The organism is Pseudomonas sp. LBUM1646 (assembly GCF_059716165.1).
Window position 1 is genome coordinate 2,383,657 of sequence record NZ_CP166810.1, and the last position, 25,845, is coordinate 2,409,501.

Here is a 25,845-nt window from a genome sequence, read left to right on the forward strand (position 1 = left end):
GTGGCTCGTATTTAAACGTAGTCACTGTCGATTCCCAGAAGGAGCTCCCCCATGGCCTCCACCAATCCTTACAAAATGTTCGACGCGGTCTTGCGGCGCAAGCAGACCCTGAGCCCACACATGATGCGCGTCACCCTGGCCGGACCGATGGTCACCGAGATGGCCACCTGGGCGCCGGATCAACGGGTGAAGCTGTTCTTTCCGGCAGACGATGGCTCGCCGGCCAAACTGGCCCATGACGACGGCTGGTACGCCCGCTACCGCTCAATGCCGGTGGCCCAGCGTCCGGCGATGCGTACCTACACCATCCGTCATTTGCGCGCCGAGCAGGGCGAAGTCGATATCGATTTTGTATTGCACGGTGAAACCGGTCCGGCTTCCCGTTGGGCCATCCGTGCGCTGCCGGGTGCCTCGATCCAGATCACCGCGCCGGACCGGCATTTCTCGGCGCAGGACGCGGGAGGGTTCGAATGGAAGCCGCCTCAAACGCTCAAGCAACTTTTGCTGGTCGCTGATGGCACTGCGTTGCCCGCGGCACTCGGCATTCTCGATGAGCTGGCGGCCATGGCCGAGCCGCCGGTCACTCAGGCTTTTTTTGAAGTCGACTGCCGGGAAGATGCCTTGCCGGTGCCGGACTGGCCCGGGCTTTCGGTTGAATGGTTGATTCGAGATCACGCGGGTGCAGGATCGCTGATGGTCGAGGCAGTCCAGCGGGCGAACTTACCGTCATTGACCTCGAAAGCATCCGAAACGGTGGAACTGGCGGAAGTCGATGTCGACGAAGAGATCCTCTGGGAAACCTCCGAGTCAACCAGCGATGGCTTCTACGGCTGGATCGCCGGGGAAACCGTGGCGGTGATGAGCCTGCGCAAGTACCTGATCAAGGAACGCGGCATTCCTCGGGAGTCGCTCAACTTGATGGGCTACTGGCGCTACAACAAAGTCGGCGGTTAGGAACGAACAAAGGCCTCAGGTTTCAATACCCGAGGCCTTTGTGTTTTCAGCGTTTGTTCAACCACAGGCTTTCATGTCCACCGGGCCGACAAACTCGTTACCGCGTCCCATCACACACGCCACGCTCTGATTGCGCTGGCGCTCCCAGGTTTGCACCGGGTAGGTCTTGTTCCAGGCTTCATACAGTTGGCGATCCTGTTTGGATAACCGCAAACCGTACTGCTTGCTCATGTAGAAATACGTCCGGGCGATCATTCCGCGAATCGAGGGGCGGGGCATGACCTTCTTCGCCTTGAAGTCGACCTGGGTCAGGCACGAGCCGTATTGACCCGATTGCACCGGCAGCCAGCCAAAGCTGAAGTTGCTGCGGTCGCCGTTTACCTCACCGATGCTCGGCACCAGGTTGTGCAAGTCGGCCTCGGCCTTCTGATAGACCGGGTCGTAGCGCGTGCAGTTTTTGCGTCCGCCCGACTGCCAGCACTGGCGCTGATGGCCAATCTGCCAGGCCGGGACAATGTGTTCCCACTCGATGCGGGCGGCACGCTTGGCGCTTTTGCGCGGCACATAACCGCAGGCAGCGAGGTCCACCTTGTTACCGGTGTACTTGCAGCCGCAGTAAAACTCGGTGGATTGCGGGGCGTAGAGCTTCCAGGCGACTTTCTTGGCTTCGTTGAAGGTACGTGGCGCGGCGGCCTGGGCGCCCATGGTGATGAACAGCAACAACAAAGCGAAACAACGGACACTCATTGACTCAATCTTCCTTCGGCACAACCCAGAAAATCTGCACACCGCCATCGTCGCGGTAGGCGAGGGTGACGTTATCGTTTTCGTCGATTTCTTCGAGCAGTTGTTCCCACTCATCCATCGGTTCGTCGGGCAGGCGAAAGATCAGGGCCGCTTTGGCTTTCTGGGCGCTTTGGGAATTGATGATTTTTTGGACGCGAACGCCCATGCGTTGATAGGAGTCAGGAGAGGCGGAAGTGGTGGCCACGGAATTATCCTTATTAGGCTGTACGTGCATACAGTATTTAACTGTAAGCATTTTCGCAACTGCTTAAAATTCAAGAAAATCCTCTGACAGTGGTTTTTTCCGTTTGGTGTAGGGCGCTTGGAGTTTTTTTGTAGGAGAGGTGCCCGACCGGAGTCGGTCGGGCGAGGTCGGATCAGTATTCCCAGAACATCCGTTGCAGCTCTTTGCTGTCGTTGGTCTTGGTCAGTGCGACCATGGCCAGGATGCGTGCCTTCTGTGGGTTCAGGTCGTGCGCCACCACCCAGTCGTACTTGTCGTCAGGCTGTTCAGCGTTACGCAGGACGAAACCGCCGGCGTTGACGTGGGACGAGCGGATGATTTGCACGCCGTCCTTGCGCAGTGCTTGCAGGGTAGGCACGACGCGCGAAGACACCGAACCGTTGCCGGTACCCGCGTGGATAATCGCTTTGGCGCCCGATTGCGCCAGGGCTTTGTAGGCGGTGTCGCTGACGTTGCCGTAGGAATAGGCGATTTCTACGTCTGGCAGGCTCTTGATGGTTTTGATGTCGAATTCCGAGTCCATGGTGTGGCGCTTGGCCGGCAGGCGGAACCAGTAGGATTTGCCTTCGACCACCATGCCCAGTGGACCCCAGGCACTTTTGAAGGCCTCGGTCTTGATGTTGATCATTTTGCTGACATCGCGACCGGACTGGATTTCATCGTTCATGGTCACCAGCACGCCTTTGCCGCGCGCTTCTTTGCTGCTGGCCACGGCCACGGCGTTGTACAGGTTCAGCATGCCGTCGGCCGACATCGCGGTGCCCGGACGCATGGAACCGACCACGATGATCGGCTTGTCGGTCTTTTCCACCAGGTTCAGGAAGTAGGCGGTTTCTTCCAGGGTGTCGGTGCCGTGAGTGATGACGATGCCATCGACGTCTTTGCTGTCGGCCAATTCCGCCACGCGGCGGCCCAACTGCAACAGATTGTCGTTGGTGATGCTTTCCGAGGCGATCTGCATGACCTGTTCGCCGCGCACATTGGCCAGTTGGCTGAGTTCCGGCACGCCGGCGATCAGTTGCTCGATACCGACCTTGGCCGCTTGATAGGTGGCACTGTTGGCCGCGCTGGCGCCAGCGCCGGCAATGGTGCCACCGGTGGCCAGGATCACCACGTTCGCCAGTTTCTGTTGGGTTTCAGCTTCTTTTGCCTGAAGGGCAGTGGGCAGGAGCAGCAGGAGGGCCAATGCGCCCGGAATAAAGGTGTTGAAAGCAGATTTCATTATTTTCTCTCTAGTAGTGAGACGGTGCTGATGCAGGTTCATCTAGATACGGCCCCGGCGGATCTGAACGCCTGGGGTGCACGAGAAGGAGCAGGATCTGTACCAGCCGTACTTTGAATCAGAGAAAACTTTAAGTTGATGATTTGTATCAGTATTTATGTCGTCGGTAACAAAGTTAAACAACTGGTTGTCCGGGTTTCCGAATACGTTGAGTATTTGCGTTCGGTTCTCCGAAAGGACCTACGGGTTTTGTTGATTAGTCGCCTTGCCGGATTTCGAATCAGTGCTAAAGAAAATCCTGCGCAGGTCGATGGTTCTTCAAAGGAATCTTTTTTCAGGAGTTCACATGTCGTTATCAGTCGGTCTTCCCAACGCTGCGGGCGTCACCATTGGCGGCAAATCCGCTGCCACGATCCGCGCGTTGAACGATGCCGCGCAGGCCGAGGCAGACAAAGCGCTGGGCACTAAAGAAGATGACGGCAAGGTAGTCAAGACCGGTCCTGTAGGACTGGATAAAAGCGCCGATGCAAAAGCCTCAGCCGAGGCCGTTAGCAACCAGAGCGTGGCGGTGAAAGTCCTCCTCAAGCGTATGCAGGAGTTGCAACAGCAACTGCGCGAGCAACAGCAGCAATTGGCCCAGGCTCAAGCGGCGTCTTATCCGACACCGGAAGCCAAGGCCACTGTGTTGATGTCGATTCAGGGGCAGATCGCCGACACCAACGGCGCGTTGCTGGAAGTATCGGCCGCCCTGGTCAAGGAATTGTCCAAGGGGGCCAGCACCGGGTCGGTGGTCAATACCACGGCTTGAGGCCAAGGCTCGGCTTTTGCCAGCCAGTGCACAAAATGGTCGATTCTGCTCGTTGACAAATCCCGGCAGAGTTCGCATAGTTCGATCTACGCAAACGTTTGCGCGGCAGCCATGATGGCTCGTTCCATCGGGAATGCCCTGTAGCCTACGCCAGCGCAAGCGTTGCTCACAATAATCATAAGATCGGAGTGAACCCATGAAGCTGCCATTCGCTGGACGTCTTCTCGCTGTCGCTATGCTGGCTGCCGCATCCGCCGCTTTGCCCCTCTCTTCGGCTTTCGCCGACACTGAAAAACCTAAAGTCGCCCTGGTCATGAAATCCCTGGCCAACGAATTCTTCCTGACCATGGAAGATGGCGCCAAGGCCTATCAGAAAGACCACACCGCCGATTTCGACCTGATCTCCAACGGCATCAAGGACGAAACCGACACCGCTGGCCAGACCCGCATCGTCGAGCAAATGATCCTGGCCAAGGTCAATGCACTGGTCATCGCACCGGCTGACTCCAAGGCCATGGTGCCAGTGATCAAGAAAGCCATCGATGCCGGTATCACCGTGATCAACATCGATAACCAGCTCGATCCGGCCGTCGTCAAAAGCAAGAACATCACCGTACCGTTCGTAGGCCCGGACAACCGCAAAGGCGCGCGTCTGGTGGGCGAGTACCTGGCCAAGCAACTGAAGGCCGGTGACGAAGTCGGCATCATCGAAGGCGTGTCTACCACCACCAACGCCCAACAGCGCACCGCGGGTTTCAAAGACGCGATGGAAGCGGCGAATATCAAGGTCGTATCGCTGCAGTCCGGTGACTGGGAGATCGACAAAGGTAACAAGGTTGCCGCCTCGATCCTCAGCGAGTATCCGGAAGTCAAAGCCCTGCTGGCTGGTAACGACAGCATGGCCGTCGGCGCTGTTTCTGCCGTTCGTGCCGCGGGCAAGGCCGGCAAGGTGCAAGTGGTTGGTTACGACAACATCAATGCCATCAAGCCGATGCTCAAGGATGGTCGCGTCCTGGCCACCGCTGACCAGTTTGCCGCCAAGCAAGCCGTGTTCGGTATCGAGACCGCGCTGAAAATCATCAAGGGCGAGAAAGTCGACAGCGGCACCAACGGTGTGATTGAAACTCCGGTAGAGCTGGTCACCAAGTAGTCCTTCTGGCGACACAACGGTGCTCGCCCGTCCGGGCGAGCGCATGGAGAGTTTTTATGTCAGTTTCCGCCCCGAACGCTGTCCTCTCGGTCAGCGGTATCGGTAAGACCTATGCCCAACCGGTCCTGACCGGCATCGACCTGACGCTGATGCGCGGTGAAGTGCTGGCGCTGACCGGTGAGAACGGCGCCGGCAAAAGCACCCTGTCGAAGATCATCGGCGGGCTGGTCACGCCGACCACCGGCCAGATGCAATTCCAGGGTCAGGAATACCGCCCCGGCAGCCGGACCCAGGCCGAAGACCTGGGCATCCGCATGGTCATGCAAGAACTCAATCTGTTACCGACCCTTTCGGTGGCGGAAAACCTGTTTCTCGATAACTTGCCGAGCAGCGGTGGCTGGATCAGCCGCAAGCAGCTGCGTAAGGCGGCAATCGAAGCGATGGCCCAGGTCGGCCTCGATGCGATTGACCCGGACACCCTGGTCGGCGAGTTGGGCATCGGTCACCAGCAAATGGTCGAGATCGCCCGTAACCTGATCGGCGACTGCCATGTGCTGATTCTCGACGAACCGACCGCGATGCTGACGGCCCGTGAAGTCGAGATGCTGTTCGAGCAGATCACGCGCCTGCAAGCCCGTGGCGTGTCGATCATCTACATTTCCCACCGCCTCGAAGAACTGGCGCGGGTGGCCCAGCGTATTGCGGTGCTGCGCGACGGCAACCTGGTTTGTGTCGAGCCGATGGCCAATTACAACAGCGAGCAACTGGTCACCCTGATGGTCGGTCGTGAGCTAGGCGAACACATGGACATGGGCGTGCGCAAGATCGGCGCGCCAGCCTTGACGGTCAAGGGGCTGACCCGTTCCGACAAGGTGCGTGACGTGTCTTTTGAAGTCCGCGCCGGTGAGATCTATGGCATTTCCGGGCTGATCGGGGCAGGGCGCACCGAGTTGCTGCGCCTGATCTTCGGTGCTGACACGGCCGACAGCGGCACCGTCGCATTGGGTTCGCCGGCTAAAGTCGTCAGTATTCGTTCGCCGGCCGATGCGGTCGGTCACGGCATCGCCTTGATCACCGAAGACCGCAAAGGTGAAGGTCTGCTGCTGACTCAATCGATCAGCGCCAACATTGCCTTGGGCAATATGCCGGTGATTTCCAACGCGGGCGTCGTCAACAACGGTGACGAGATGGCGCTGGCCAAACGTCAGATCGACGCCATGCGCATCCGCAGTTCCAGCCCGACGCAATTGGTGTCCGAGCTGTCCGGCGGCAACCAGCAGAAAGTCGTGATCGGCCGTTGGCTGGAGCGTGATTGTTCGGTGATGTTGTTCGACGAGCCGACCCGCGGTATCGACGTCGGCGCCAAGTTCGACATCTATGCCTTGCTCGGTGAATTGACTCGCCAGGGCAAGGCGCTGGTGGTGGTGTCCAGTGACCTGCGGGAACTGATGTTGATATGCGACCGGATCGGCGTGTTGTCGGCGGGGCGTCTGATTGACACGTTCGAGCGCGACAGCTGGACCCAGGATGATTTGCTTGCTGCCGCTTTTGCCGGCTACCAAAAACGTGATGCGTTGCTCAATGAAGCAGCGCCTAGGGATCTTCCATGAAAACTGCAACGTCTGCCGGTAAACGTAGTGGCAATTTTTACGGCCTCGGCACCTATTTGGGCCTGGCCGGTGCCTTGCTGGCGATGGTCGCGCTGTTCTCGGTCCTGAGCAGCCATTTTCTCTCGTATGACACCTTCAGTACCCTGGCCAACCAAATCCCGGACTTGATGGTGCTGGCGGTCGGCATGACCTTCGTGCTGATCATCGGCGGCATCGATCTGTCGGTCGGTTCGGTGCTGGCGCTCGCGGCTTCGGCGGTCAGCGTGGCGATTCTCGGTTGGGGCTGGAGCGTCTTGCCGGCGGCTTTGCTCGGCATGGCGGTGGCGGCATTGGCCGGGACCATCACCGGTTCGATCACCGTGGCCTGGCGGATCCCGTCGTTTATCGTGTCCCTCGGCGTGCTGGAAATGGCTCGCGGCCTGGCGTACCAGATGACCGGTTCGCGCACGGCTTATATTGGTGATGCCTTCGCCTGGCTGTCCAACCCGATTGCCTTCGGTATATCGCCGTCGTTCATCATTGCCTTTGTGATCATCATCGTCGCCCAGGCTGTGCTGACTCGTACCGTGTTCGGTCGTTACCTGATCGGCATCGGCACCAACGAAGAAGCGGTGCGCCTGGCCGGGATCAATCCAAAACCCTACAAGATTCTGGTGTTCAGCCTGATGGGCCTGCTGGCCGGTATCGCTGCGCTGTTCCAGATTTCCCGTCTGGAGGCCGCGGACCCGAATGCCGGTTCCGGCCTGGAGCTGCAAGTGATCGCCGCCGTGGTGATCGGCGGCACCAGCCTGATGGGCGGCCGTGGTTCGGTCATCAGTACGTTCTTCGGTGTGTTGATCATTTCCGTGCTGGCGGCCGGCCTGGCGCAGATCGGTGCGACCGAACCGACCAAACGCATCATCACCGGTGCGGTTATCGTGGTGGCGGTGGTGCTGGATACTTATCGCAGTCAGCGCGCAAGCCGGCGGACCTGATTCATGGCAACGATCAAGGATGTGGCGGCACTTGCAGGAATTTCCTACACCACGGTGTCCCACGTGGTGAACAAGACGCGGCCGGTCAGTGAAGAAGTGCGGGTGAAAGTCGAGGCGGCGATCAAGAGCCTCGACTACGTACCCAGCGCCGTCGCGCGTTCGTTGAAAGCGAAAACCACGGCGACCATCGGTTTGCTGGTGCCCAACAGCCTCAACCCGTACTTCGCCGAGCTGGCCCGGGGTATCGAGGATTACTGCGAGCGTAACGGCTACTGCGTGATCCTCTGCAACTCCGACGATAACCCAGACAAGCAGCGCAGCTACCTGCGCGTGCTGCTGGAAAAACGCATCGACGGCTTGATCGTGGCCTCGGCCGGTGGCGATGCCGTACTCGCTGAAGGCCTGGCCGGTGTGCGCACGCCGATGGTGATTGTCGACCGTGGGCTGGAAGGGGTGAATGCCGACCTGGTGCGCATCGACCACGAATACGGCGCCTACCTGGCCACCCGGCATCTGCTGGAATTGGGTCATCGGGACATCGCCACCATCGGCGGGCCGGCGGATACCAGCGTGGCGCAAATGCGTCTGGCCGGTTATTGCCGGGCGTTGAAAGAGGCGGGTGTCGAGGTGCCACGCGAGCGCATGCTGGAAAGCGACTTCACCAGCACTGGCGGCTACAGTGCCGCTGCGATCCTGCTGGAAAAGAACCCGCCCAGCGCGATTTTCGCCGGTAACGACATGATCGGCATCGGTGTGCTGCGAGCCGCCGCCGAGCGCAATATTCGTGTGCCCAGCGAGTTATCGGTGATCGGTTTCGATGACATTCAAATGAGCCGTTATGTCTACCCGGCGCTGACCACCGTGGGCCAGTCGATCCTGCAGCTCGGTGAGATGGCCGCCGAGGTGTTGTTGCGCAGGATTGCCACCCCGGGCCTGGCCACCGATCAACGGATCGTGACCCCCAGTATCGTCTTGCGAGAATCGACTGCGCCGCTGGCCGGTGTGTTCTCCGAATTCCGCTGAAAGCACCGCAGAAACAGAATTGATGAGTAGTGACGTATGCCAGCAAAAGTAGTGGTAATAGGCAGTCTGAACATGGACCTGGTGACCCGGGCGCCACGGCTGCCCCGTGGCGGTGAAACGCTGATCGGTCAGTCGTTTTCCACGGTCTCCGGCGGCAAGGGCGCGAACCAGGCCGTGGCTGCCGCGCGACTGGGTGCCCAGGTGGCGATGGTCGGCTGTGTCGGCACCGATGCCTATGGCCAGGAATTGCGCGGCGCGCTGTTGGCCGAGCAGATCGATTGTCAGGCAGTCAGCATCGTCGAGGGCGCCAGTGGCGTGGCCTTGATTGTGGTCGATGACAACAGTCAGAACGCGATTGTGATTGTCGCCGGTGCCAACGGTGCGTTGACGCCGGAAGTGATCGACCGTTTCGACGCCGTATTACAAGCGGCGGACGTGATCATCTGCCAGTTGGAGGTGCCGGACGCCACGGTCGGGCATGCGCTCAAGCGCGGTCGTGAACTGGGCAAGACCGTGATTCTCAACCCGGCGCCGGTCAGTCGTCCGCTGCCGGCGGACTGGTATGCGTCCATCGACTACCTGATCCCCAACGAAAGCGAAGCGTCGGCCCTGAGCGGGTTGCCGGTGGACTCCCTCGACTCCGCCGAAACCGCCGCCACCCGATTGATCAGCATGGGCGCTGGCAAGGTGATCATCACCCTCGGAGCCCAAGGCTCACTGTTTGCCGACGGCACAGGCTTCGCGCATTTCCCTGCGCCAACAGTGCAGGCGGTGGATACGACGGCGGCAGGTGACACCTTTGTCGGCGGTTTCGCCGCGGCGTTGGCATCCGGCAAAAGCGAGGCCGAGGCGATCCGTTTTGGGCAGGTCGCTGCGGCGCTGTCTGTGACCCGTGCCGGTGCCCAGCCATCTATTCCAACCTTGTCCGACGTACAGGCCTTTAAGACACCATGAAAAAGACACCCTTGCTCAACGTCGCACTGTCGCGGCTGATCGCGTCCCTGGGCCATGGCGACATGGTGGTGATCGGCGATGCCGGCCTGCCAGTGCCGCCGGGCGTCGAGCTGATCGACCTGGCCCTGACCCATGGGATTCCGGATTTCATCAGCACCTTGAAAGTGGTGCTCAGCGAAATGCAGGTCGAAAGCCATGTGCTCGCCCAGGAGATCCTGGACAAGCAACCGACAGCGTTGACGACACTGGATGAGCTGAGCGCCGAAGGTGCCCTTGGTCAGCGCGAACTGCTTAGCCATGACCAATTCAAAGTCCTCAGCCGACAGGCACGGGCGATTGTTCGTACGGGCGAATGTCAGCCTTACTGCAACATCGTGCTGGTGTCCGGGGTGACGTTCTAACTCGCTGTATCCCTTTCTGCTTTCCCACGCACAAGGAGTGCGCTATGCACCGCTATGCTCAGAAACTGCATCATCTGCTCCGGAGTCTGCTGCTTTTGTCCCTGATTACCGCAACAAGCGCCCAGGCGGCGGAAAAAATCGACTTGATCATCGACACCGATCCGGGTGCCGACGACGTCGTCGCTTTGCTGTTTGCTCTGGCGTCGCCGGAAGAACTGAATATTCGCGCACTGACCACCGTGGCTGGCAACGTGCGCCTGGACAAGACCTCGCGTAACGCGCGTCTGGCCCGTGAGTGGGCCGGGCGCGAAGAGGTGCCGGTCTACGCTGGCGCGCCGAAACCGCTGATGCGCACGCCGATCTACGCCGAGAACATCCATGGCAAGGAAGGCCTGTCGGGTGTCACCGTGCACGAACCGAAGAAAGGCCTGGCCCAAGGCAATGCGGTCAATTACCTGATCGATACCCTGAAAGCCGCCAAGCCTCACAGCATCACCATCGCCATGCTCGGTCCGCAGACCAACCTGGCCCTGGCACTGATCCAGGAACCTGAAATCGTTCAGGGCATCAAGGAAGTGGTGATCATGGGCGGCGCGCACTTCAATGGCGGCAATATCACCCCGGTGGCCGAGTTCAACCTGTTCGCTGACCCACAGGCCGCGGAAGTGGTGCTCAAGAGTGGTGTGAAGCTGACCTACCTGCCGCTGGATGTGACCCACAAGATCCTCACCAGCGACGCGCGCCTGAAGCAGATTGCCGCGCTCAACAACAATGCCGGCAAGATCGTGGGCGATATTCTCAATGAATACGTCAAGGGTGACATGGAGCACTACGGCATCCCGGGTGGCCCGGTGCATGACGCCACCGTCATCGCTTACTTGCTGAAGCCGGAGCTGTTCACCGGTCGTTCGGTCAACGTAGCGATCGACAGCCGTGAAGGCATCACCTTTGGCCAGACCGTCGTCGATTGGTATGACGGCCTGAAAGCACCGAAGAATGCCTTCTGGGTCGAGAATGGCGACGCCCAAGGCTTTTTCGACCTGCTGACCCAGCGTCTGGCTCGTCTGAAGTAAGCGTTACACCCGCAGGTGCCAGCCTGCGGGTTTTTATTCCCTGCCTGAATCCACCACGCCGGGGTAGTCGGCCGGGTATTTTTCGAATACCTGGGTGATGAACGACTGGGCGGCTTGTGTTCCCAATTCCTTGACCAATAGATCGATCCCAATGATTGCCAGCTCCTCCGGGCTTCCGGGGCTGTAGGAGCTGTGGCCCTGTGCCCACTTGGCTTTGATGTCGGCGTCGATACTTACGGTGGTCATGATGGCGCTCGTGAAGTCGGAAAAGTCTGAACGTCGAGTTAACCATTTTGCGCGACATTTGGCACTCCGACTTAGGCATGAGGGGAGGGCTATGCGACACTTGGTCTTTGATGGATTTTCAAGGACAGCGCTGTGCAGATTGATTTGAACACCCCTGACGGCTTGACCCTTGAGGCCGTGCGTCAACTGCTGGCGTCTGCCAGCGATGATGAACACACCCAATTGCGAGTAACCAAGGGCGGAATCGCTTACATTTCGTCGGGCGTCGTCGGCGGCACCGACATCGGTGGGCTGCTGTTTCGTCTGGAGACGTGGGCCAAGGGCTCGGGTTACGTGGGATTGGTCGCGGCCAGTGACGAGGTCTGGGTTATGCAGATCTTCAACGCGCTGAAAGAGAACTGGCCGCATCCGCTTTACGACTACATCGACGTCTACTGAGTCTGTTCATATTCAGTCACGATTGAGTGATGAGCGCTGCGGCGATGCTCAGGCAAACTCGCCGATTGTCCAGATCGAGGGCAGGGTGAAAGCACTGCTTGTGAAACCAAACGCCGGATTGGCGGTCGCACGATCTCAGCTTAACTATTGAATAAAGGAGGCTTCATGCCTTGGAAGCTCGCGTCATTGGGTACATTGTTGGCCGTTGCCATGCTGGCCGGTTGCAGCACGCCCTCCACCGAGTCGGCAGCGAAGGACCCTGTGGTGACCGACACTGGTCACAGCCGGTGTGACTCAAAGGCTGCAGAATTCACCCTCGGCAAAAAGGCTTCGCCAGAGTTGCTGGAGCAGGCACGTGACCGCGCAGGCGCGCAGAATGCCCGGATCCTCAAGCCCAGTGATATGGTGACCCTGGAGTATCGCTCCGATCGCCTGAACCTGAACACCGATGACAACCTGGTGATCACTCGCATCAACTGCGGCTGATACCTTCGGGCTTTTGTTTCGCCCATAAAAAACCCCGTCACATGGACGGGGTTTTTTTAGTGCGCCAGAAACTTACTCTGGGCGAACTTGTGCAGCTTGCATACCCTTTTGGCCTTTCTCAGCCACGAAGGAAACGGTCTGGCCTTCTTTCAGGCTTTTGAAACCGTCGCTTTCGATAGCTTTGAAGTGTACGAACAGGTCGTCACCGCCACCTTGAGGAGTGATGAAGCCGAAGCCTTTTTCATCGTTGAACCATTTAACGGTGCCGGTTTGGCGATTAGACATGGTGTATCTCCAAGAAACATATATTTTCAGTAGTACTGTGCTGCTCAGGCCAACTGGGCACACGGGACTATCATAGTCGAAATGTACGGTTTGGGAGCCCCCCGCAGGTGCTGTTTGCCCTGCAACCGTGCTTTGTTTGCTGCTTGATCGGGCTGAAAGCCCCGATTTAAAAGGCTTTCAGCCAAAAGTAAAGACGATAAAAAAAGCTGTAAAACCTGCATAAATTGTACAAAAAAGCGGTTTTCAGAGGCTTTTCATGGCCTGTCAGGGCCTTCAAAGCGTTCTTTTGGGCTTATTTTTTCGCTTTGTTATCGGCTTTGCAGGACGAAATCTGGGTCAGTGCTTTTTGTTTCAAGGCATCACTGGCCGTGTTGTCCATCAGGGCCTGGATGTCACCGGCCGGGTACGATTTGATCGCGTCGGCACCACAAGCGCAGTGAGCCTTGGCCGCAGCGGCGCCAATCTGAGGTGTGGCTGCCTGGGTGCACTGAGCCATGTATTTATCGCGCTCACCCTTTGGCCAGTCGGCGTGGGCGGCCAGTGGCAACAGCAGGACGATGGGGGCGACTACAGCGAACAAACGATTCAGACGCATGCTGGGATGCTCCTTGTGGGTCAATGTCTTGTTATCTGAGGGGTAAAGCGGGGTTCAAGTTCAGCACTCTGGCATAAAAACGCCAGATTTACCGCTGCACAAAACCTCTCTACCGCGACGACCGTTCATCTGTGCTAGCATGCCTCGCTCGGGCTTTTGCGGGCTCCGGATGACTTTCAGTCCCGGTAGCGGCAGAGGCGCGAATAACCCTGATTTGAATCCCAGTCACTCTGGTTCGGTTTTCCGGTTGGCCGCAAGGCTCCTGCCGCTGTAAGGCAGGCGTTCGTCATTGAATGGCCTGGATCGGATCTTGTACTGGCTCATCCCAACCCACGTGACCTTTGGTAGGGGTCACCACTAGGAGAGGAGGCGCCATGCCAACTATTACTCTTCCCGACGGCAGTCAACGTTCATTCGATCACCCGGTTTCCGTAGCCGAGGTCGCCGCATCCATTGGTGCTGGCCTGGCCAAAGCCACCGTGGCCGGCAAGGTCAATGGCAAGCTGGTCGACGCCAGCGACATCATCGACAGCGATTCCACGCTGCAAATCATTACGCCAAAGGATGAAGAGGGGCTGGAGATCATTCGCCACTCTTGCGCGCACCTGGTTGGCCACGCGGTCAAGCAGTTGTACCCGACGGCCAAGATGGTTATCGGTCCGGTCATTGACGAAGGCTTTTATTACGACATCGCCTTCGAACGTCCTTTCACTCCGGACGACCTGGCCGCCATCGAACAGCGTATGCAACAGCTGATCGAAAAAGATTACGACGTGATCAAGAAAGTCACTCCGCGCGCCGAAGTGATCGAAGTGTTCAAGGCCCGTGGCGAAGACTACAAGTTGCGCCTGGTCGAGGACATGCCGAACGAGCAGGCCATGGGTCTGTACTATCACGAAGAATACGTCGACATGTGCCGCGGTCCGCACGTGCCGAACACGCGTTTCCTGAAATCCTTCAAGCTGACCAAGTTGTCCGGCGCCTACTGGCGTGGCGATGCCAAGAACGAGCAGTTGCAGCGCGTTTACGGCACCGCGTGGGCTGACAAGAAGCAGTTGGCGGCTTACATCCAGCGCATCGAAGAAGCTGAGAAGCGTGATCACCGCAAGATCGGCAAGCGCCTGGGCCTGTTCCACACCCAGGAAGAGTCGCCGGGCATGGTGTTCTGGCACCCGAACGGCTGGACTCTGTATCAAGTGCTCGAGCAGTACATGCGCAAGGTTCAGCGCGACAACGGCTACCTGGAGATCAAGACTCCGCAAGTCGTTGACCGCAGCCTGTGGGAAAAATCCGGGCACTGGGCCAACTACGCCGACAACATGTTCACCACTCAGTCGGAAAACCGCGACTACGCCATCAAGCCGATGAACTGCCCTTGTCACGTGCAGGTGTTCAATCAGGGCCTGAAGAGCTACCGCGAGCTGCCGATGCGCCTGGCCGAATTCGGTGCTTGCCACCGTAACGAGCCATCGGGTGCGCTGCACGGCATCATGCGTGTACGTGCGTTCACTCAGGACGACGCCCACATCTTCTGTACTGAAGAGCAGATGCAGGCCGAATCCGCTGCGTTCATCAAGCTGACCATGGACGTTTATGCCGACTTCGGCTTTAAAGACGTCGAGATGAAGCTGTCCACTCGTCCGGAAAAACGTGTCGGTTCCGACGAACTGTGGGATCGCGCCGAAGCCGCATTGGCTGCAGCCCTTGATAGCGCTGGCTTGCCGTACGATTTGCAGCCGGGCGAAGGTGCCTTCTACGGTCCGAAGATCGAATTCTCGCTGAAAGATTGCCTTGGCCGCGTCTGGCAGTGTGGTACCCTTCAGCTCGATTTTAACCTGCCTGTCCGTCTGGGAGCCGAATACGTCTCCGAAGACAACAGTCGCAAGCACCCGGTTATGTTGCACCGGGCGATCCTCGGATCCTTCGAACGTTTTGTCGGGATCCTGATCGAGCACTACGAGGGTGCGTTCCCTGCGTGGCTGGCTCCGACCCAGGCAGTGATCATGAACATCACTGATAAACAGGCTGATTTCGCCGCCGAGGTTGAAAAAACTCTCAACGAAAGCGGATTTCGTGCCAAGTCTGACTTGAGAAATGAAAAGATCGGCTTTAAAATCCGCGAGCATACTTTGCTCAAGGTTCCTTATCTCTTGGTTATCGGAGATCGGGAAGTCGAGATGCAGACTGTCGCTGTGCGTACTCGTGAAGGTGCTGACCTGGGCTCGATGCCCGTCGCCCAATTCGCTGAGTTCCTCGCTCAAGCGGTTTCCCGGCGTGGTCGCCCAGATTCGGAGTAATTACTATTAAGCGTGAAATGAGACAAGATAAACGAGCTGCACCGAAAGCCCCGATCAACGAGAATATCTCGGCACGCGAGGTTCGGTTAATTGGGGCTGAGGGTGAGCAGCTTGGGATTGTGTCAATTGAAGACGCGCTTCTTAAGGCTGAAGAGGCCAAACTGGATCTGGTGGAAATTTCCGCCGATGCAGTACCCCCTGTTTGCAAACTGATGGACTACGGCAAATCGATCTTCGAAAAGAAGAAGCAGGTTGCCGCGGCCAAGAAAAACCAGAAGCAGATCCAGGTTAAAGAAATCAAGTTTCGTCCAGGGACGGAGGAAGGGGATTACCAGGTAAAACTGCGCAACCTGGTACGTTTCCTGAGTGATGGGGACAGGGCCAAGGTATCCTTGCGATTCCGCGGCCGTGAGATGGCCCACCAGGAGCTGGGGATGGAACTCCTCAAGCGAGTTGAAGGTGACTTGCTCGAGTACGGTTCGGTCGAACAGCATCCTAAGATGGAAGGACGCCAGCTGATCATGGTCATCGCCCCGAAAAAGAAGAAGTAATCAATAGGGCACGGCAGGCCTTCTGATTATGTTTATCAACTGAATGCGGAGTATCCGAACATGCCAAAAATGAAAACTAAAAGTGGTGCTGCTAAGCGGTTTCTGAAAACTGCTAACGGTATCAAGCACAAGCACGCTTTCAAGAGCCACATCCTGACTAAAATGTCGACCAAGCGTAAGCGTCAACTGCGCGGTAGCAGCTTGCTGGCACCGTGTGACGTGGCAAAAGTCGAGCGCATGCTGCGCCTTCGTTAATTTAGTCAAGAATAGAGGAAGTAACTCATGGCTCGTGTAAAGCGTGGCGTCATTGCCCGTAAACGTCACAAAAAAATTCTGAAACTTGCTAAAGGCTACTACGGCGCTCGCTCGCGCGTATTCCGTGTTGCCAAGCAAGCGGTAATCAAGGCAGGCCAATACGCCTACCGTGACCGTCGTCAGAAAAAACGTCAGTTCCGCGCTCTGTGGATCGCTCGTATCAACGCTGGTGCACGTATCAACGGTCTGTCCTACAGCCGTTTCATCGCCGGCCTGAAAAAAGCGTCCATCGAGATCGACCGTAAGGTTCTGGCTGATCTGGCAGTGAACGAAAAAGCGGCGTTTGCTGCGATTGTCGAGAAAGCTAAAGCCACCTTGGCTTAAGTACCCCCGACAGTCACCCGGCCTCACCTCTGTGGGGCCAGGTGTTAAACGTCATAAATAGGGGAAGAGCCTTCAAGCTCTTCCCCTATTTTGTATCTGGAGTCTGTACATGGAAAACCTGGACGCGCTGGTCTCTCAAGCTCTAGAGGCTGTGCAAAGCGCTGAAGATATCAATGCCCTGGAGCAAATCCGGGTTCACTACCTTGGTAAAAAGGGCGAGTTGACTCAGGTGATGAAGACCCTGGGGAATTTGCCTGCAGAAGAGCGTCCGCAAGTCGGCGCCCTGATCAACGTTGCCAAGGAGCGTGTCACAGAGGTTCTCAATGCGCGCAAGGCACTGTTTGAAGAGGCCGATCTGGCCGCCAAACTGTCCGCCGAGTCCATTGACGTGACCCTGCCTGGCCGTGGCCAGACCTCCGGTGGTCTGCATCCGGTTACTCGCACTCTGGAACGTATCGAACAGTTCTTCACCCACATCGGCTACGGCATCGCCGAAGGCCCTGAGGTCGAAGACGACTACCACAACTTCGAAGCGCTCAACATCCCAGGCCATCACCCGGCCCGGTCGATGCATGACACCTTCTATTTCAATGCCAACATGTTGTTGCGCACCCATACCTCGCCGGTACAGGTCCGCACCATGGAATCGAAACAGCCGCCGATCCGCATCGTCTGCCCAGGCCGTGTGTACCGTAGCGACTCCGATATCACCCACTCGCCGATGTTCCACCAGGTCGAAGGCCTGCTGGTCGATCGCGACATCAATTTCGCCGACCTGAAAGGCACCATCGAAGAATTCCTGCGCGTGTTCTTCGAAAAAGAGCTGGCCGTGCGTTTCCGCCCTTCGTACTTTCCGTTCACCGAGCCATCCGCCGAAGTCGACATGGAATGCGTGATGTGCAGCGGTAAAGGCTGCCGTGTCTGCAAGCAGACCGGCTGGCTGGAAGTCATGGGCTGCGGCATGGTTCACCCGAACGTGTTGCGTATGTCCGGGATCGATCCGGAAGAGTTCTCGGGCTTTGCCTTCGGCATGGGCGTTGAGCGTCTGGCCATGCTGCGTTACGGCGTGAACGACTTGCGTCTGTTCTTCGACAACGACTTGCGGTTCCTCGCGCAATTTCGCTAGTCGTAACGAATTCTTAGGAGAGCAGGATGAAATTCAGTGAACAATGGCTGCGTGGCTGGGTAAGCCCGCAGGTAAGTCGTGACGAGCTCGTTGCTCGTCTGTCGATGGCCGGTCTTGAGGTCGATAGCGTTACGCTGGCCGCCGGCGAATTCACCGGTGTGGTGGTGGGCGAGGTGCTGAGCACCGAGCAACACCCGGACGCTGACAAATTGCGTGTTTGCCAGGTCAGCAATGGCTCGGAGACCTTCCAGGTCGTTTGCGGTGCGCCGAACGTGCGCCCGGGTCTGAAGATCCCGTTCGCCATGATTGGTGCCGAACTGCCAGGCGACTTCAAGATCAAGAAAGCCAAGCTGCGTGGTGTTGAGTCCAACGGCATGCTGTGCTCGCAAGCCGAGCTGCAAGTGGGCGAAGGCAACGATGGCCTGATGGAATTGCCGGCCGATGCGCCGGTCGGTCAGGACATTCGTGAATACCTGAGCCTGGACGACGCCAGCATCGAAGTCGACCTGACTCCGAACCGCGGCGACTGCCTGTCCCTGGCCGGTCTGGCTCGTGAAGTAGGCGCGCTGTACAACGCCGAAGTCACCCGTCCGGTGGTTCCTGTTGTGCCCGCCGTGCACGATGAAGTGCGTTCCATCGAAGTCCTGGCGCCCGCCGCTTGCCCGCGTTACCTGGGTCGAGTGATCCGTAACGTCGACCTGTCCAAGCCAACGCCGCTGTGGATGGTCGAGCGTTTGCGTCGTGGCGACGTGCGCAGCATCGACGCTGCCGTCGACATCACCAACTACGTGATGCTGGAACTGGGTCAACCCCTGCACGCATTTGATCTCGCTGAAATCAATGGCGGCATCCGCGTGCGCATGGCTGAAGAAGGCGAGAAGCTGGTACTGCTCGACGGTCAGGAAGTCAGCCTGCGTAGCGATACGCTGGTGATTGCCGACCACACCCGCGCCTTGGCTATCGCCGGCGTCATGGGTGGCGAGCACAGCGGCGTCAACACAGCGACCACTCGCGACGTATTCCTCGAAAGTGCGTTCTTCGACCAGATTGCCGTCGCTGGCAAGGCCCGTTCCTACGGCCTGCACACTGACGCTTCGCACCGCTACGAGCGTGGCGTGGACTGGCAGTTGGCCCGTGAAGCCATGGAGCGCGCCACTGGCCTGCTGCTGGAAATCACTGGCGGCGAAGCCGGCCCGATCATCGAAACCGTCAGCGAGCAACACCTGCCAAAAATCGCGCCGGTGACCCTGCGTGAGCAGCGCATCACCCAGATGCTGGGCATGGAAATGGAATCGTCCGAAGTCGAGCGTCTGCTCAACGGCTTGGGTCTGGCCGTTTCCGCCGATGGGGCAGGGCAGTGGCGCGTAGAAGTGCCAAGCCATCGCTTCGATATCAGCCTGGAAGTTGATCTGATCGAAGAACTGGCTCGTTTGTACGGTTACAACCGTCTGCCGGTTCGCTACCCGCAAGCCCGCCTGGCGCCGCAAGCGAAGGCCGAAGCCCGAAGCGATCTGCCTGAACTGCGCCGTCTGCTGGTGGCGCGTGGTTATCAGGAAGCGATCACTTACAGCTTCATCGATCCGAAACAGTTCGAACTGTTTAATCCGGGTGTGGAACCGCTGTTGCTGGCGAACCCAATTTCCAACGACATGGCGGCCATGCGCTCGTCCTTGTGGCCAGGTCTGGTCAAGGCGCTCCAGCACAACCTGAACCGTCAACAGGATCGCGTCCGTTTGTTCGAAAGCGGCCTGCGTTTCGTGGGTCAGCTGGAAGGCTTGAAACAAGAGCCGATGCTGGCCGGTGTTGTTTGCGGTAGCCGTCTGCCGGAAGGTTGGGCGCAAGGTCGCGATGTCGTGGACTTCTTCGACGTCAAGGCTGATGTGGAAGCGGTGCTGGGCTTCGCTGGTGCGCTGGATTCGTTCACTTTCGTACCAGGCAAACACCCTGCGCTGCATCCAGGGCAGACCGCTCGCATCGAGCGCGAAGGTCGTCTGGTCGGTTACGTCGGTGCGATTCACCCCGAATTGTCGAAAACCCTCGGTCTCGACCGTCCGGTTTTTGTTTTCGAGTTGGTTCTGGCCGAAGTGGCTTTGGGTAAAATGCCTAAATTCCAGGAGTTATCACGCTTTCCTGAAGTGCGTCGTGACCTTGCGCTGATCGCCGAAAAAGACGTCGCAGCAAGCGCTGTGCTGGACGTAATCCGTGAAAATGCAGGGGAATGGCTGACGGACCTCAGGCTATTTGACGTATATCAGGGTAAAGGCATTGATCCTGATAGAAAAAGCCTTGCAGTTGGCTTGACCTGGCAGCATCCATCGCGCACTCTTAATGACGATGAGGTGAATAACACGACGCAAAATATCCTCACCTCGCTCGAACAAAGGTTGAACGCCACGTTAAGGAAGTGACGTATGGGGGCTCTGACGAAAGCTGAGATGGCGGAACGTCTGTATGAAGAGCTGGGCCTGAATAAACGGGAGGCCAAGGAATTGGTCGAACTGTTTTTTGAAGAAATCAGGCACGCTCTTGAAGACAACGAACAAGTCAAATTGTCCGGTTTCGGCAATTTCGACCTTCGGGACAAACGCCAGCGGCCTGGCCGCAATCCGAAAACGGGTGAAGAAATCCCGATCACGGCTCGCCGTGTGGTCACCTTTCGTCCAGGGCAGAAGTTGAAGGCCCGAGTTGAGGCTTATGCTGGAACCAAGTCATAACGACGAGCTACCCGTCATCCCAGGCAAACGCTACTTCACCATTGGTGAAGTCAGCGAGCTGTGTGCGGTAAAACCACACGTGCTGCGCTACTGGGAGCAGGAGTTTCCTCAACTCAACCCCGTCAAACGCCGCGGAAACCGCCGGTATTATCAGCGACAAGACGTGCTGATGATCCGGCAGATCCGCGCGCTTCTTTATGATCAAGGGTTCACCATCGGCGGCGCGCGCTTGCGTTTGTCCGGCGATGAAGCCAAAGACGACACCACTCAGTACAAGCAAATGATTCGGCAGATGATTGCCGAATTGGAAGATGTATTGGTTGTGCTCAAGAAATAAAATCCTGCTTTTAAATACTTCCAGTTTTCAAAAGCTTGCGATATATTCTTGAGCGTTCCTCGAGATGAGGGGCAGGTTTAAAGCCTAGTCGGGGCGTAGCGCAGTCCGGTAGCGCACTAGCATGGGGTGCTAGGGGTCGAGTGTTCGAATCACTCCGTCCCGACCATATAATTCAGTAACTTAGCCGAACTCTAGCCAGTTCGGCTTTTTTACGCGTAGGGACTTTTGCGGGGGATCATCCCGTTTTCCTCCTGAGTATGGTCAGAGCCGGTCCTCGCGAATCGGTGGCTGACACTTTGTTGGCCGCTTCGATCAGTTGCCCAAGCTCTGCGGTAGAATAGTGGCTCGTGATGCTTCCGTTTTTATGCCCAAGCAATATGTTTCGATCCTCGAGTGTCACACCTGCTGCACGCAACCTTCTGCCAAAGGTGTGCTTCAGGTCGTGAATTCGAAATGACCTGAACCCCGGATGCGCTGGCGACTGGTTGGCTTTCTCCCACTTGTCCGCCGCGCGCTTCCTGGCCTTCCTCCAAGCCGAATCGTTCATCCGGTGCATGGCCGTAGCCCCAAACTGATCTGGCTGCCCATATGGGAAGACCAGCTCTTTGTGTAGGCCGCGCTGCTTGTCGATGATGTTCATGGCCACCTTGTTCAGGATCACCAAGCGTTCATCGCCGTTCTTCACCCCTGCTTTTTCACTTCGCCCGCCGAATCCGGCAGGTATCAGAAACACGCTGGTGTTCAGTTCGGGCACGCGTATCTCCCAATCCCACCGCAATTTGCATACTTCCTGTTCCCGGCAACCGCTGTTCACCTTGTAGAGGGCCATCCTCAATAGGTGATCCGGTAGCTCGGGAAACAAGATCGCCTGCTCTTCCCAGGACATCGGGTAGGGTTTCCGGGCGGACCTCTTTTCCTCCAGCATCGAGATCATCGGCACGCTCTCCAGCCACGGCCGTTTTTCCGCGTCGCGCCACTTCCTGTGGCACAGGTTCAAGATTCGGACGACTCGCTGCAGGGCGATGTTCACCGTCCTGTTCGAAACGCCCGGCTTCACCTTGCCGGTTGCGGTCTTGCTGGGCTTCTGCCGATCTCGCTTGAAGGCGGATAACGTCCCGTCATCAATGTGCGTGATCGGCATGTCGCCGATGTACGGATCCAGCTGCTCGATGTGGGAGGCGGACAAGGCGATTGATGCCTGATCCTTGTAGTCCACCAGGAACTTCGTCGCGGCCTCTCGCCAGGTTCGCACCTGACGTACGCCGTAAACCTTTTCCTGTCTGAGCTTTTCCAGGCGGTGAATCAGGTACTGCTCTGCTTCTTCCCTTTCGCTTGATCCAGTGCTTTCTTGAAGTCGCTGACCTCGGACGACTTTGTCGATGTGCCAAATGCCGTTCCTCTCGTAGAGGCCGGACATGGTTTTTCGCGCCATTTATTAACTCCTTGGCGCCCACTGCGGGGCTGATTGTTGTCCTGATTGGCGGCTTTTTCAATTGCCATTGACTCGACCCAGTCGTCCGCCCACTGGTCGAGCTCGATCCGGTCGAAGCCGATGCCCTGTTTGCCGATCGGGAACTCCCGGACATTGGGCCGGACCGTCTTGTTGAATTCGTCCCGGCACATGCCGAGATAGCCGTAAGCCTCACCGGCGCGAATGAAGCGCGGGAGGATGGGCGCGACCTGGGCCGCGCTGCGATTTGACATAGGGGTGCTCCATGCCGCGCGTGGCGGCAAGCAGGGAGTTGTTAGGCTGTAGGTTTACAGCTGGGGTTGTGCACGGCGCTGGAAGTCAGTGCAGCGGACGATCACGGTCTGGCCGTCCCGGGCGAGGGCCGGCATGGTGCTGAAGGGGAAGTGGCTGCAATTGCGGTGGGCGTGGGCGCAGGTGCTGCACATGCCGCCTTTCGGTTGATGTGTCATCACCGTGGCCCCTTGTAGCAGTAAACATAGGCGAACCAGGCGAGGGCGATCATGACGTCACCCTGGATGCGATGATTTCATCGAGAAGCGCCTGAGGCAGCTTCGCGGCAAACTTCCCCTCGCCCCACGACAGCGGCTCTGACTGGCGGATCATCTCGTTCAGCAGGTCGAATGCCGCCACCAGCTGCTGATCACGGATCTCGCCGTCTTCCGGCAAGTCATCGCAGAAAACGTCCGACGGATCGATCTCGCGAGGCATGTTCGGCTCGCAGATGCAAAGCTGCAGGTCGGTAAGCTCAATATCGCTATCGATAAGGAAGTCGCGCAGACTGTCTTCGTCGAAAAAGTACGTGTCGCCGTCGAAGATAACCAGCGGCTCGCCGGCCCAGTCTTTGACCGACATCGCTGCGAACTTCTCTTGGCGACTGTCCGCATAACACTGCTCGCACCAGCGGCGCACTTCGAAGATCGGGTGATCTGGATTCTTCTCGCAGCAGCGATGAGTGGAGCCGCAATAGCGGGCCATGTGCTCATCATTTCCCCAGAAGCGACCATCGGCGCCGACCCAGCCGGTGACAGTTTGGATGCTGGCCGCTTCCGGCGATTCGTACATCACAACCTTTTCTTCAGGCATGACTGTTCCTTTGCCGCTATAGCGGCTGACTCTGAATGGGGAGGGTTTGAGTTTTCTGTGTTGGTAAATGTCTTGGAGTTGCTAAGGTATGCGCACCTAGTGATCAAGGACCGAGCAGATGGGAACCAAATTTTCGAGGCGCATTTTGTTGCTCGGCTCGCTTCTGATCTTATGCGGGAAAGTCGACGCTCGCGGGGGAAGAGGCGGGCGCAGTTTTCGTGGGGGAGGTCGTGGCGGTAGAGGGGGAAGTCGCGCCGGCTTTCTCTGGTTTCTGAGTATCGGAGGCGTAATTTTCGGCCTGGTCAAACTTGACTCCTGGAAGACGGCCCGGCGAAACGCTCACAACCAAGCCTTAGAAGCTGCAAGGCTTGAAGAGGTCGAAAGATTAAAGCCACCTAAGGCTGAGTGGGAGGCCTTGGGGCTGTGCTTGCTTTGTGGCAGCCCCATGTCAGTTCAAGTTGCGAAAGTAGGCAGGCGCCGGGGTACCAAGTTTTTGGGGTGCACGTCGTACCCAAGGTGTGCAGGCACAAAGCGATTTATCCCGGGCAAGTGAGGCCGGACAGGCCGGTCATGGGTCCGCTGAGGTAGATGCGCTTCATGCGGCCACCTGCTGCTGTTTCTGGCGCAGCGCTTGCTGGACTGTCTCTACAACGCGGCGCAGGTACGTGAATTCGTGGTTTTCTGCGACAGCATTGCCATCAAGCGGGTAATGCCACTCCTCGCCGAACAGCTCGGCTAGCAGAGCGCTTTGATGCCAGCATTCGTTTGAGTTCTCGATGCTGCGCAGAACATCGATGTCGTTCCAGAGTTCGCGCGCTTCATCTTTGCTCAACTCGCCCAGTTCCCAGTCGTGGCGCCCGGTCTGCTGCCGCCGGCGCTGGACGATGCACTTCTTGGCCAGGGTGTGCAGCGCGTCACCGCTGAATCGCGTGCTGCTGATGCCACGATCCAAGCAATTCAGAACGTAGTCCCAACCGCAGTCGGCGACGAACTCCGCTACGGTGCGCGGCCCCATGCCGCCCCAATAAGCGTTCCAGCTCTTATCCCAGCAGTTGATTGTGATCTTGCCTTGGGCGGTCTGGTAGTTCGGATCGGATTCGGTCGGGCAGTCCCGCCGGCCGAAGTCCTCGAGGAACACGGTGATCGGATCGAGCCGCGGCGCGCCGGTGATTACCAGCTTCGTCACTGTCGAGCGCTCAACCTTCAGCGGCTCAGCGATTTTGTTTTCTGTGGGCATGGGGTGTCCTTAGTCATTGATCGACTACAGTTGAAAGGCCATTCAAAGGGAACGCTGAAAAATGGAATGTTTAATCTGCGGAGCCCCAGCAATACAGCTGGTGCTAGTAGGCCAATTTGTGGAAGTTGACTGCCCAGGATGCGGTTATTACGGGGTACCGAAGCTGCTGGTCGACGAGATGTCGCTGAAAAAGCAAAAACTTCACAAAGAGCGCACTCGGACTTATTTGGCGATGCGAGTAGAGAACAAGCAGTCGCCGTGGATTACTCCGATCGATATCAATATTCACCAGCTATTGGATATCTCGTTGCCTGAGAGGTAGGCGTACAGGGTCGCTCGGCCAGTTTTCTGAGGGTGTAGGGGAGCCTTTGCCGGCGATCGGCTACAGTTGTTAGGTCATCGAAAAGGAGATCGGACATGCAATGCTTAATTTGCCAGGGCGCCTCTAAAGCAGCCCATATCACTGGTAGCTGGTCAGAGATTAGATGCTCGGCTGGGTGTGGACACTTTAGGGTCTCTGCGAACCTTGTTGCGAAGATGAAGTTCAAGGACGAGTTTTTTGACGTTGAACGATCAAGGCAATGGCTCGAGATGGCTCGGCGCGAGGGACCCACACCGTTGATATCGACCTACGACTACAACGTTTCTTTATTGCGTCGTGCCTCTAAAGGTCGATCTGATCGTTTGTCGAGTAGCTCTGGAAAACCGATAACGTCTGAATAGTTGGACTTCTACTTTTGCCCCGCCGAAGCGCCAGTTACATCGCGGCGATGATTCGGTGCCTGCACCGGCGCGGGCGTCCTTTGTTAGGTAATGCGTGAGCAATGGAGGGGTTATTGGGATCAGCTACAGTTGAGGCAATCAGCCAAAAGGAGACCTTCATGTCTTGCTTGATTTGCGACGAGCCCGCAGCGATCTTCGATCCTGGTGGTGATTACCAGGAAAGAGCCTGTCTGAAATGCGGGCACTATCGAATCACCGGTACGGCGCTGGTGCTGATGCACGCTCACGGCTGGAGTTTCGACGTCGAACTGACTCGCAAGTGGATCACGGAACGCCAGGGCTCCGGAACGATTCCAACCATTGATTCGAACCAAGCGCCGCGTCTTATTGACGTTTAAACCGGGTGCCGGCTGAAGTG

The 25,845-nt window shown here is 57.8% G+C and carries 31 protein-coding genes and 1 tRNA gene; 21 read left to right on the top strand and 11 right to left on the bottom strand.

Going from position 1 to position 25,845, the window contains the following annotated elements:
• Window positions 1-51: 51 nt before the first annotated feature.
• Window positions 52-954 (top strand): siderophore-interacting protein, encoded by a 903-nt coding sequence (locus tag ACA071_RS10765; RefSeq protein WP_497644280.1) that lies wholly within the window; start codon window positions 52-54, stop codon window positions 952-954.
• A 57-nt stretch (window positions 955-1,011) separates the two neighbouring features.
• Here ACA071_RS10765 and ACA071_RS10770 read toward each other — a convergent pair whose 3' ends face one another.
• The 3 genes from ACA071_RS10770 to ACA071_RS10780 all read right to left on the bottom strand — a co-directional run bounded on the left by ACA071_RS10770 (window position 1,012) and on the right by ACA071_RS10780 (window position 3,206).
• On the bottom strand, window positions 1,012-1,701 hold the full coding sequence (locus tag ACA071_RS10770; RefSeq protein ID WP_497644281.1) for an endonuclease: 690 nt from the start codon (window positions 1,699-1,701) through the stop codon (window positions 1,012-1,014).
• 4 nt (window positions 1,702-1,705) lie between these two features.
• Window positions 1,706-1,996: a DUF1654 domain-containing protein gene (locus ACA071_RS10775; protein WP_497644282.1), complete on the bottom strand. Its 291-nt coding sequence runs from the start codon at window positions 1,994-1,996 to the stop codon at window positions 1,706-1,708.
• A 121-nt stretch (window positions 1,997-2,117) separates the two neighbouring features.
• Window positions 2,118-3,206 (bottom strand): asparaginase, encoded by a 1,089-nt coding sequence (locus tag ACA071_RS10780; RefSeq protein ID WP_133836993.1) that lies wholly within the window; start codon window positions 3,204-3,206, stop codon window positions 2,118-2,120.
• A 346-nt stretch (window positions 3,207-3,552) separates the two neighbouring features.
• Between ACA071_RS10780 and ACA071_RS10785 the strand changes: the two genes are divergently transcribed.
• The 8 genes from ACA071_RS10785 to ACA071_RS10820 all read left to right on the top strand — a co-directional run bounded on the left by ACA071_RS10785 (window position 3,553) and on the right by ACA071_RS10820 (window position 11,199).
• Complete coding sequence (locus ACA071_RS10785; RefSeq protein WP_497644283.1) at window positions 3,553-4,014, top strand: hypothetical protein; 462 nt, start codon at window positions 3,553-3,555, stop codon at window positions 4,012-4,014.
• 196 nt (window positions 4,015-4,210) lie between these two features.
• Window positions 4,211-5,164 carry a sugar ABC transporter substrate-binding protein gene (locus ACA071_RS10790; RefSeq protein WP_497644284.1) on the top strand — a complete coding sequence of 318 codons (954 nt, stop codon included), beginning with the start codon at window positions 4,211-4,213 and terminating at the stop codon, window positions 5,162-5,164.
• A gap of 56 nt (window positions 5,165-5,220) precedes the next feature.
• Window positions 5,221-6,774, top strand: a complete 1,554-nt coding sequence (locus ACA071_RS10795; RefSeq protein ID WP_497644285.1) for a sugar ABC transporter ATP-binding protein — start codon at window positions 5,221-5,223, stop codon at window positions 6,772-6,774.
• Window positions 6,771-7,748 (top strand): ABC transporter permease, encoded by a 978-nt coding sequence (locus ACA071_RS10800; RefSeq protein ID WP_123599265.1) that lies wholly within the window; start codon window positions 6,771-6,773, stop codon window positions 7,746-7,748. The genes ACA071_RS10795 and ACA071_RS10800 overlap by 4 nt, the downstream gene beginning before the upstream one ends.
• 3 nt (window positions 7,749-7,751) lie before the next feature.
• Window positions 7,752-8,771: a LacI family DNA-binding transcriptional regulator gene (locus tag ACA071_RS10805; RefSeq protein WP_497644286.1), complete on the top strand. Its 1,020-nt coding sequence runs from the start codon at window positions 7,752-7,754 to the stop codon at window positions 8,769-8,771.
• A gap of 36 nt (window positions 8,772-8,807) precedes the next feature.
• On the top strand, window positions 8,808-9,725 hold the full coding sequence (rbsK, locus tag ACA071_RS10810; RefSeq protein WP_497644287.1) for a ribokinase: 918 nt from the start codon (window positions 8,808-8,810) through the stop codon (window positions 9,723-9,725).
• Window positions 9,722-10,126: a D-ribose pyranase gene (rbsD, locus tag ACA071_RS10815; RefSeq protein WP_497644288.1), complete on the top strand. Its 405-nt coding sequence runs from the start codon at window positions 9,722-9,724 to the stop codon at window positions 10,124-10,126. Before rbsK ends, rbsD begins: the two co-directional genes overlap by 4 nt.
• Window positions 10,127-10,170: 44 nt before the next feature.
• On the top strand, window positions 10,171-11,199 hold the full coding sequence (locus ACA071_RS10820; protein WP_497644289.1) for a nucleoside hydrolase: 1,029 nt from the start codon (window positions 10,171-10,173) through the stop codon (window positions 11,197-11,199).
• 33 nt (window positions 11,200-11,232) lie between these two features.
• Here the strand turns inward: ACA071_RS10820 and ACA071_RS10825 are convergent, their stop codons facing one another.
• Entirely contained in the window at window positions 11,233-11,445 is a 213-nt protein-coding gene (locus ACA071_RS10825) for a hypothetical protein (protein WP_497644290.1), read from the bottom strand.
• 132 nt (window positions 11,446-11,577) lie between these two features.
• Here ACA071_RS10825 and ACA071_RS10830 point away from each other — a divergent pair, with 132 nt between their 5' ends.
• Together ACA071_RS10830 and ACA071_RS10835 are read left to right on the top strand one after the other, a co-directional pair.
• The gene (locus ACA071_RS10830) at window positions 11,578-11,883 is read left to right on the top strand and encodes a hypothetical protein (RefSeq protein WP_497644291.1); all 306 of its coding nucleotides are present in this window, start codon (window positions 11,578-11,580) and stop codon (window positions 11,881-11,883) included.
• 165 nt (window positions 11,884-12,048) lie between these two features.
• On the top strand, window positions 12,049-12,369 hold the full coding sequence (locus ACA071_RS10835; protein ID WP_497644292.1) for an I78 family peptidase inhibitor: 321 nt from the start codon (window positions 12,049-12,051) through the stop codon (window positions 12,367-12,369).
• 72 nt (window positions 12,370-12,441) lie between these two features.
• Here the strand turns inward: ACA071_RS10835 and ACA071_RS10840 are convergent, their stop codons facing one another.
• Both ACA071_RS10840 and ACA071_RS10845 read right to left on the bottom strand, forming a co-directional pair.
• Window positions 12,442-12,654: a cold-shock protein gene (locus ACA071_RS10840; RefSeq protein ID WP_003179963.1), complete on the bottom strand. Its 213-nt coding sequence runs from the start codon at window positions 12,652-12,654 to the stop codon at window positions 12,442-12,444.
• Window positions 12,655-12,946: 292 nt separating this feature from the next.
• The gene (locus tag ACA071_RS10845) at window positions 12,947-13,249 is read right to left on the bottom strand and encodes a hypothetical protein (protein ID WP_497644293.1); all 303 of its coding nucleotides are present in this window, start codon (window positions 13,247-13,249) and stop codon (window positions 12,947-12,949) included.
• A 374-nt stretch (window positions 13,250-13,623) separates the two neighbouring features.
• Here ACA071_RS10845 and thrS point away from each other — a divergent pair, with 374 nt between their 5' ends.
• The 9 genes from thrS to ACA071_RS10890 all read left to right on the top strand — a co-directional run bounded on the left by thrS (window position 13,624) and on the right by ACA071_RS10890 (window position 21,079).
• Entirely contained in the window at window positions 13,624-15,546 is a 1,923-nt protein-coding gene (gene thrS, locus ACA071_RS10850; RefSeq protein ID WP_010455934.1) for a threonine--tRNA ligase, read from the top strand.
• On the top strand, window positions 15,546-16,097 hold the full coding sequence (gene infC / locus ACA071_RS10855; protein ID WP_176469887.1) for a translation initiation factor IF-3: 552 nt from the start codon (window positions 15,546-15,548) through the stop codon (window positions 16,095-16,097). The genes thrS and infC overlap by 1 nt, the downstream gene beginning before the upstream one ends.
• A gap of 60 nt (window positions 16,098-16,157) precedes the next feature.
• The gene (gene rpmI / locus ACA071_RS10860; RefSeq protein WP_008145659.1) at window positions 16,158-16,352 is read left to right on the top strand and encodes a 50S ribosomal protein L35; all 195 of its coding nucleotides are present in this window, start codon (window positions 16,158-16,160) and stop codon (window positions 16,350-16,352) included.
• A gap of 27 nt (window positions 16,353-16,379) precedes the next feature.
• Window positions 16,380-16,736, top strand: a complete 357-nt coding sequence (rplT, locus tag ACA071_RS10865) for a 50S ribosomal protein L20 (RefSeq protein ID WP_007905879.1) — start codon at window positions 16,380-16,382, stop codon at window positions 16,734-16,736.
• A 109-nt stretch (window positions 16,737-16,845) separates the two neighbouring features.
• Window positions 16,846-17,862: a phenylalanine--tRNA ligase subunit alpha gene (pheS, locus tag ACA071_RS10870; protein WP_007905876.1), complete on the top strand. Its 1,017-nt coding sequence runs from the start codon at window positions 16,846-16,848 to the stop codon at window positions 17,860-17,862.
• 26 nt (window positions 17,863-17,888) lie between these two features.
• Entirely contained in the window at window positions 17,889-20,270 is a 2,382-nt protein-coding gene (pheT, locus tag ACA071_RS10875) for a phenylalanine--tRNA ligase subunit beta (protein ID WP_497644294.1), read from the top strand.
• Window positions 20,271-20,273: 3 nt separating this feature from the next.
• Window positions 20,274-20,576 (top strand): integration host factor subunit alpha, encoded by a 303-nt coding sequence (gene ihfA / locus ACA071_RS10880; protein ID WP_002553164.1) that lies wholly within the window; start codon window positions 20,274-20,276, stop codon window positions 20,574-20,576.
• On the top strand, window positions 20,557-20,913 hold the full coding sequence (locus ACA071_RS10885; RefSeq protein WP_003179985.1) for a MerR family transcriptional regulator: 357 nt from the start codon (window positions 20,557-20,559) through the stop codon (window positions 20,911-20,913). The genes ihfA and ACA071_RS10885 overlap by 20 nt, the downstream gene beginning before the upstream one ends.
• 89 nt (window positions 20,914-21,002) lie before the next feature.
• Window positions 21,003-21,079, top strand: a tRNA-Pro gene (locus tag ACA071_RS10890).
• Between the two features lie 69 nt (window positions 21,080-21,148).
• Here ACA071_RS10890 and ACA071_RS10895 read toward each other — a convergent pair.
• From ACA071_RS10895 to ACA071_RS10915, 5 genes are all read right to left on the bottom strand, one after another.
• Window positions 21,149-22,330 (bottom strand): tyrosine-type recombinase/integrase, encoded by a 1,182-nt coding sequence (locus ACA071_RS10895; RefSeq protein ID WP_497645289.1) that lies wholly within the window; start codon window positions 22,328-22,330, stop codon window positions 21,149-21,151.
• The gene (locus ACA071_RS10900) at window positions 22,216-22,617 is read right to left on the bottom strand and encodes a hypothetical protein (RefSeq protein ID WP_497644295.1); all 402 of its coding nucleotides are present in this window, start codon (window positions 22,615-22,617) and stop codon (window positions 22,216-22,218) included. Before ACA071_RS10900 ends, ACA071_RS10895 begins: the two co-directional genes overlap by 115 nt.
• Before the next feature lie 54 nt (window positions 22,618-22,671).
• Window positions 22,672-22,833 carry a hypothetical protein gene (locus ACA071_RS10905; RefSeq protein ID WP_497644296.1) on the bottom strand — a complete coding sequence of 54 codons (162 nt, stop codon included), beginning with the start codon at window positions 22,831-22,833 and terminating at the stop codon, window positions 22,672-22,674.
• Between the two features lie 49 nt (window positions 22,834-22,882).
• Window positions 22,883-23,467: a hypothetical protein gene (locus ACA071_RS10910; protein ID WP_497644297.1), complete on the bottom strand. Its 585-nt coding sequence runs from the start codon at window positions 23,465-23,467 to the stop codon at window positions 22,883-22,885.
• 595 nt (window positions 23,468-24,062) lie between these two features.
• Window positions 24,063-24,704: a phiTE_072 family protein gene (locus ACA071_RS10915; protein WP_497644298.1), complete on the bottom strand. Its 642-nt coding sequence runs from the start codon at window positions 24,702-24,704 to the stop codon at window positions 24,063-24,065.
• Window positions 24,705-25,585: 881 nt separating this feature from the next.
• Here ACA071_RS10915 and ACA071_RS10920 point away from each other — a divergent pair.
• On the top strand, window positions 25,586-25,825 hold the full coding sequence (locus ACA071_RS10920; protein WP_497644299.1) for a hypothetical protein: 240 nt from the start codon (window positions 25,586-25,588) through the stop codon (window positions 25,823-25,825).
• The last annotated feature ends 20 nt before the right edge of the window (window positions 25,826-25,845 follow it).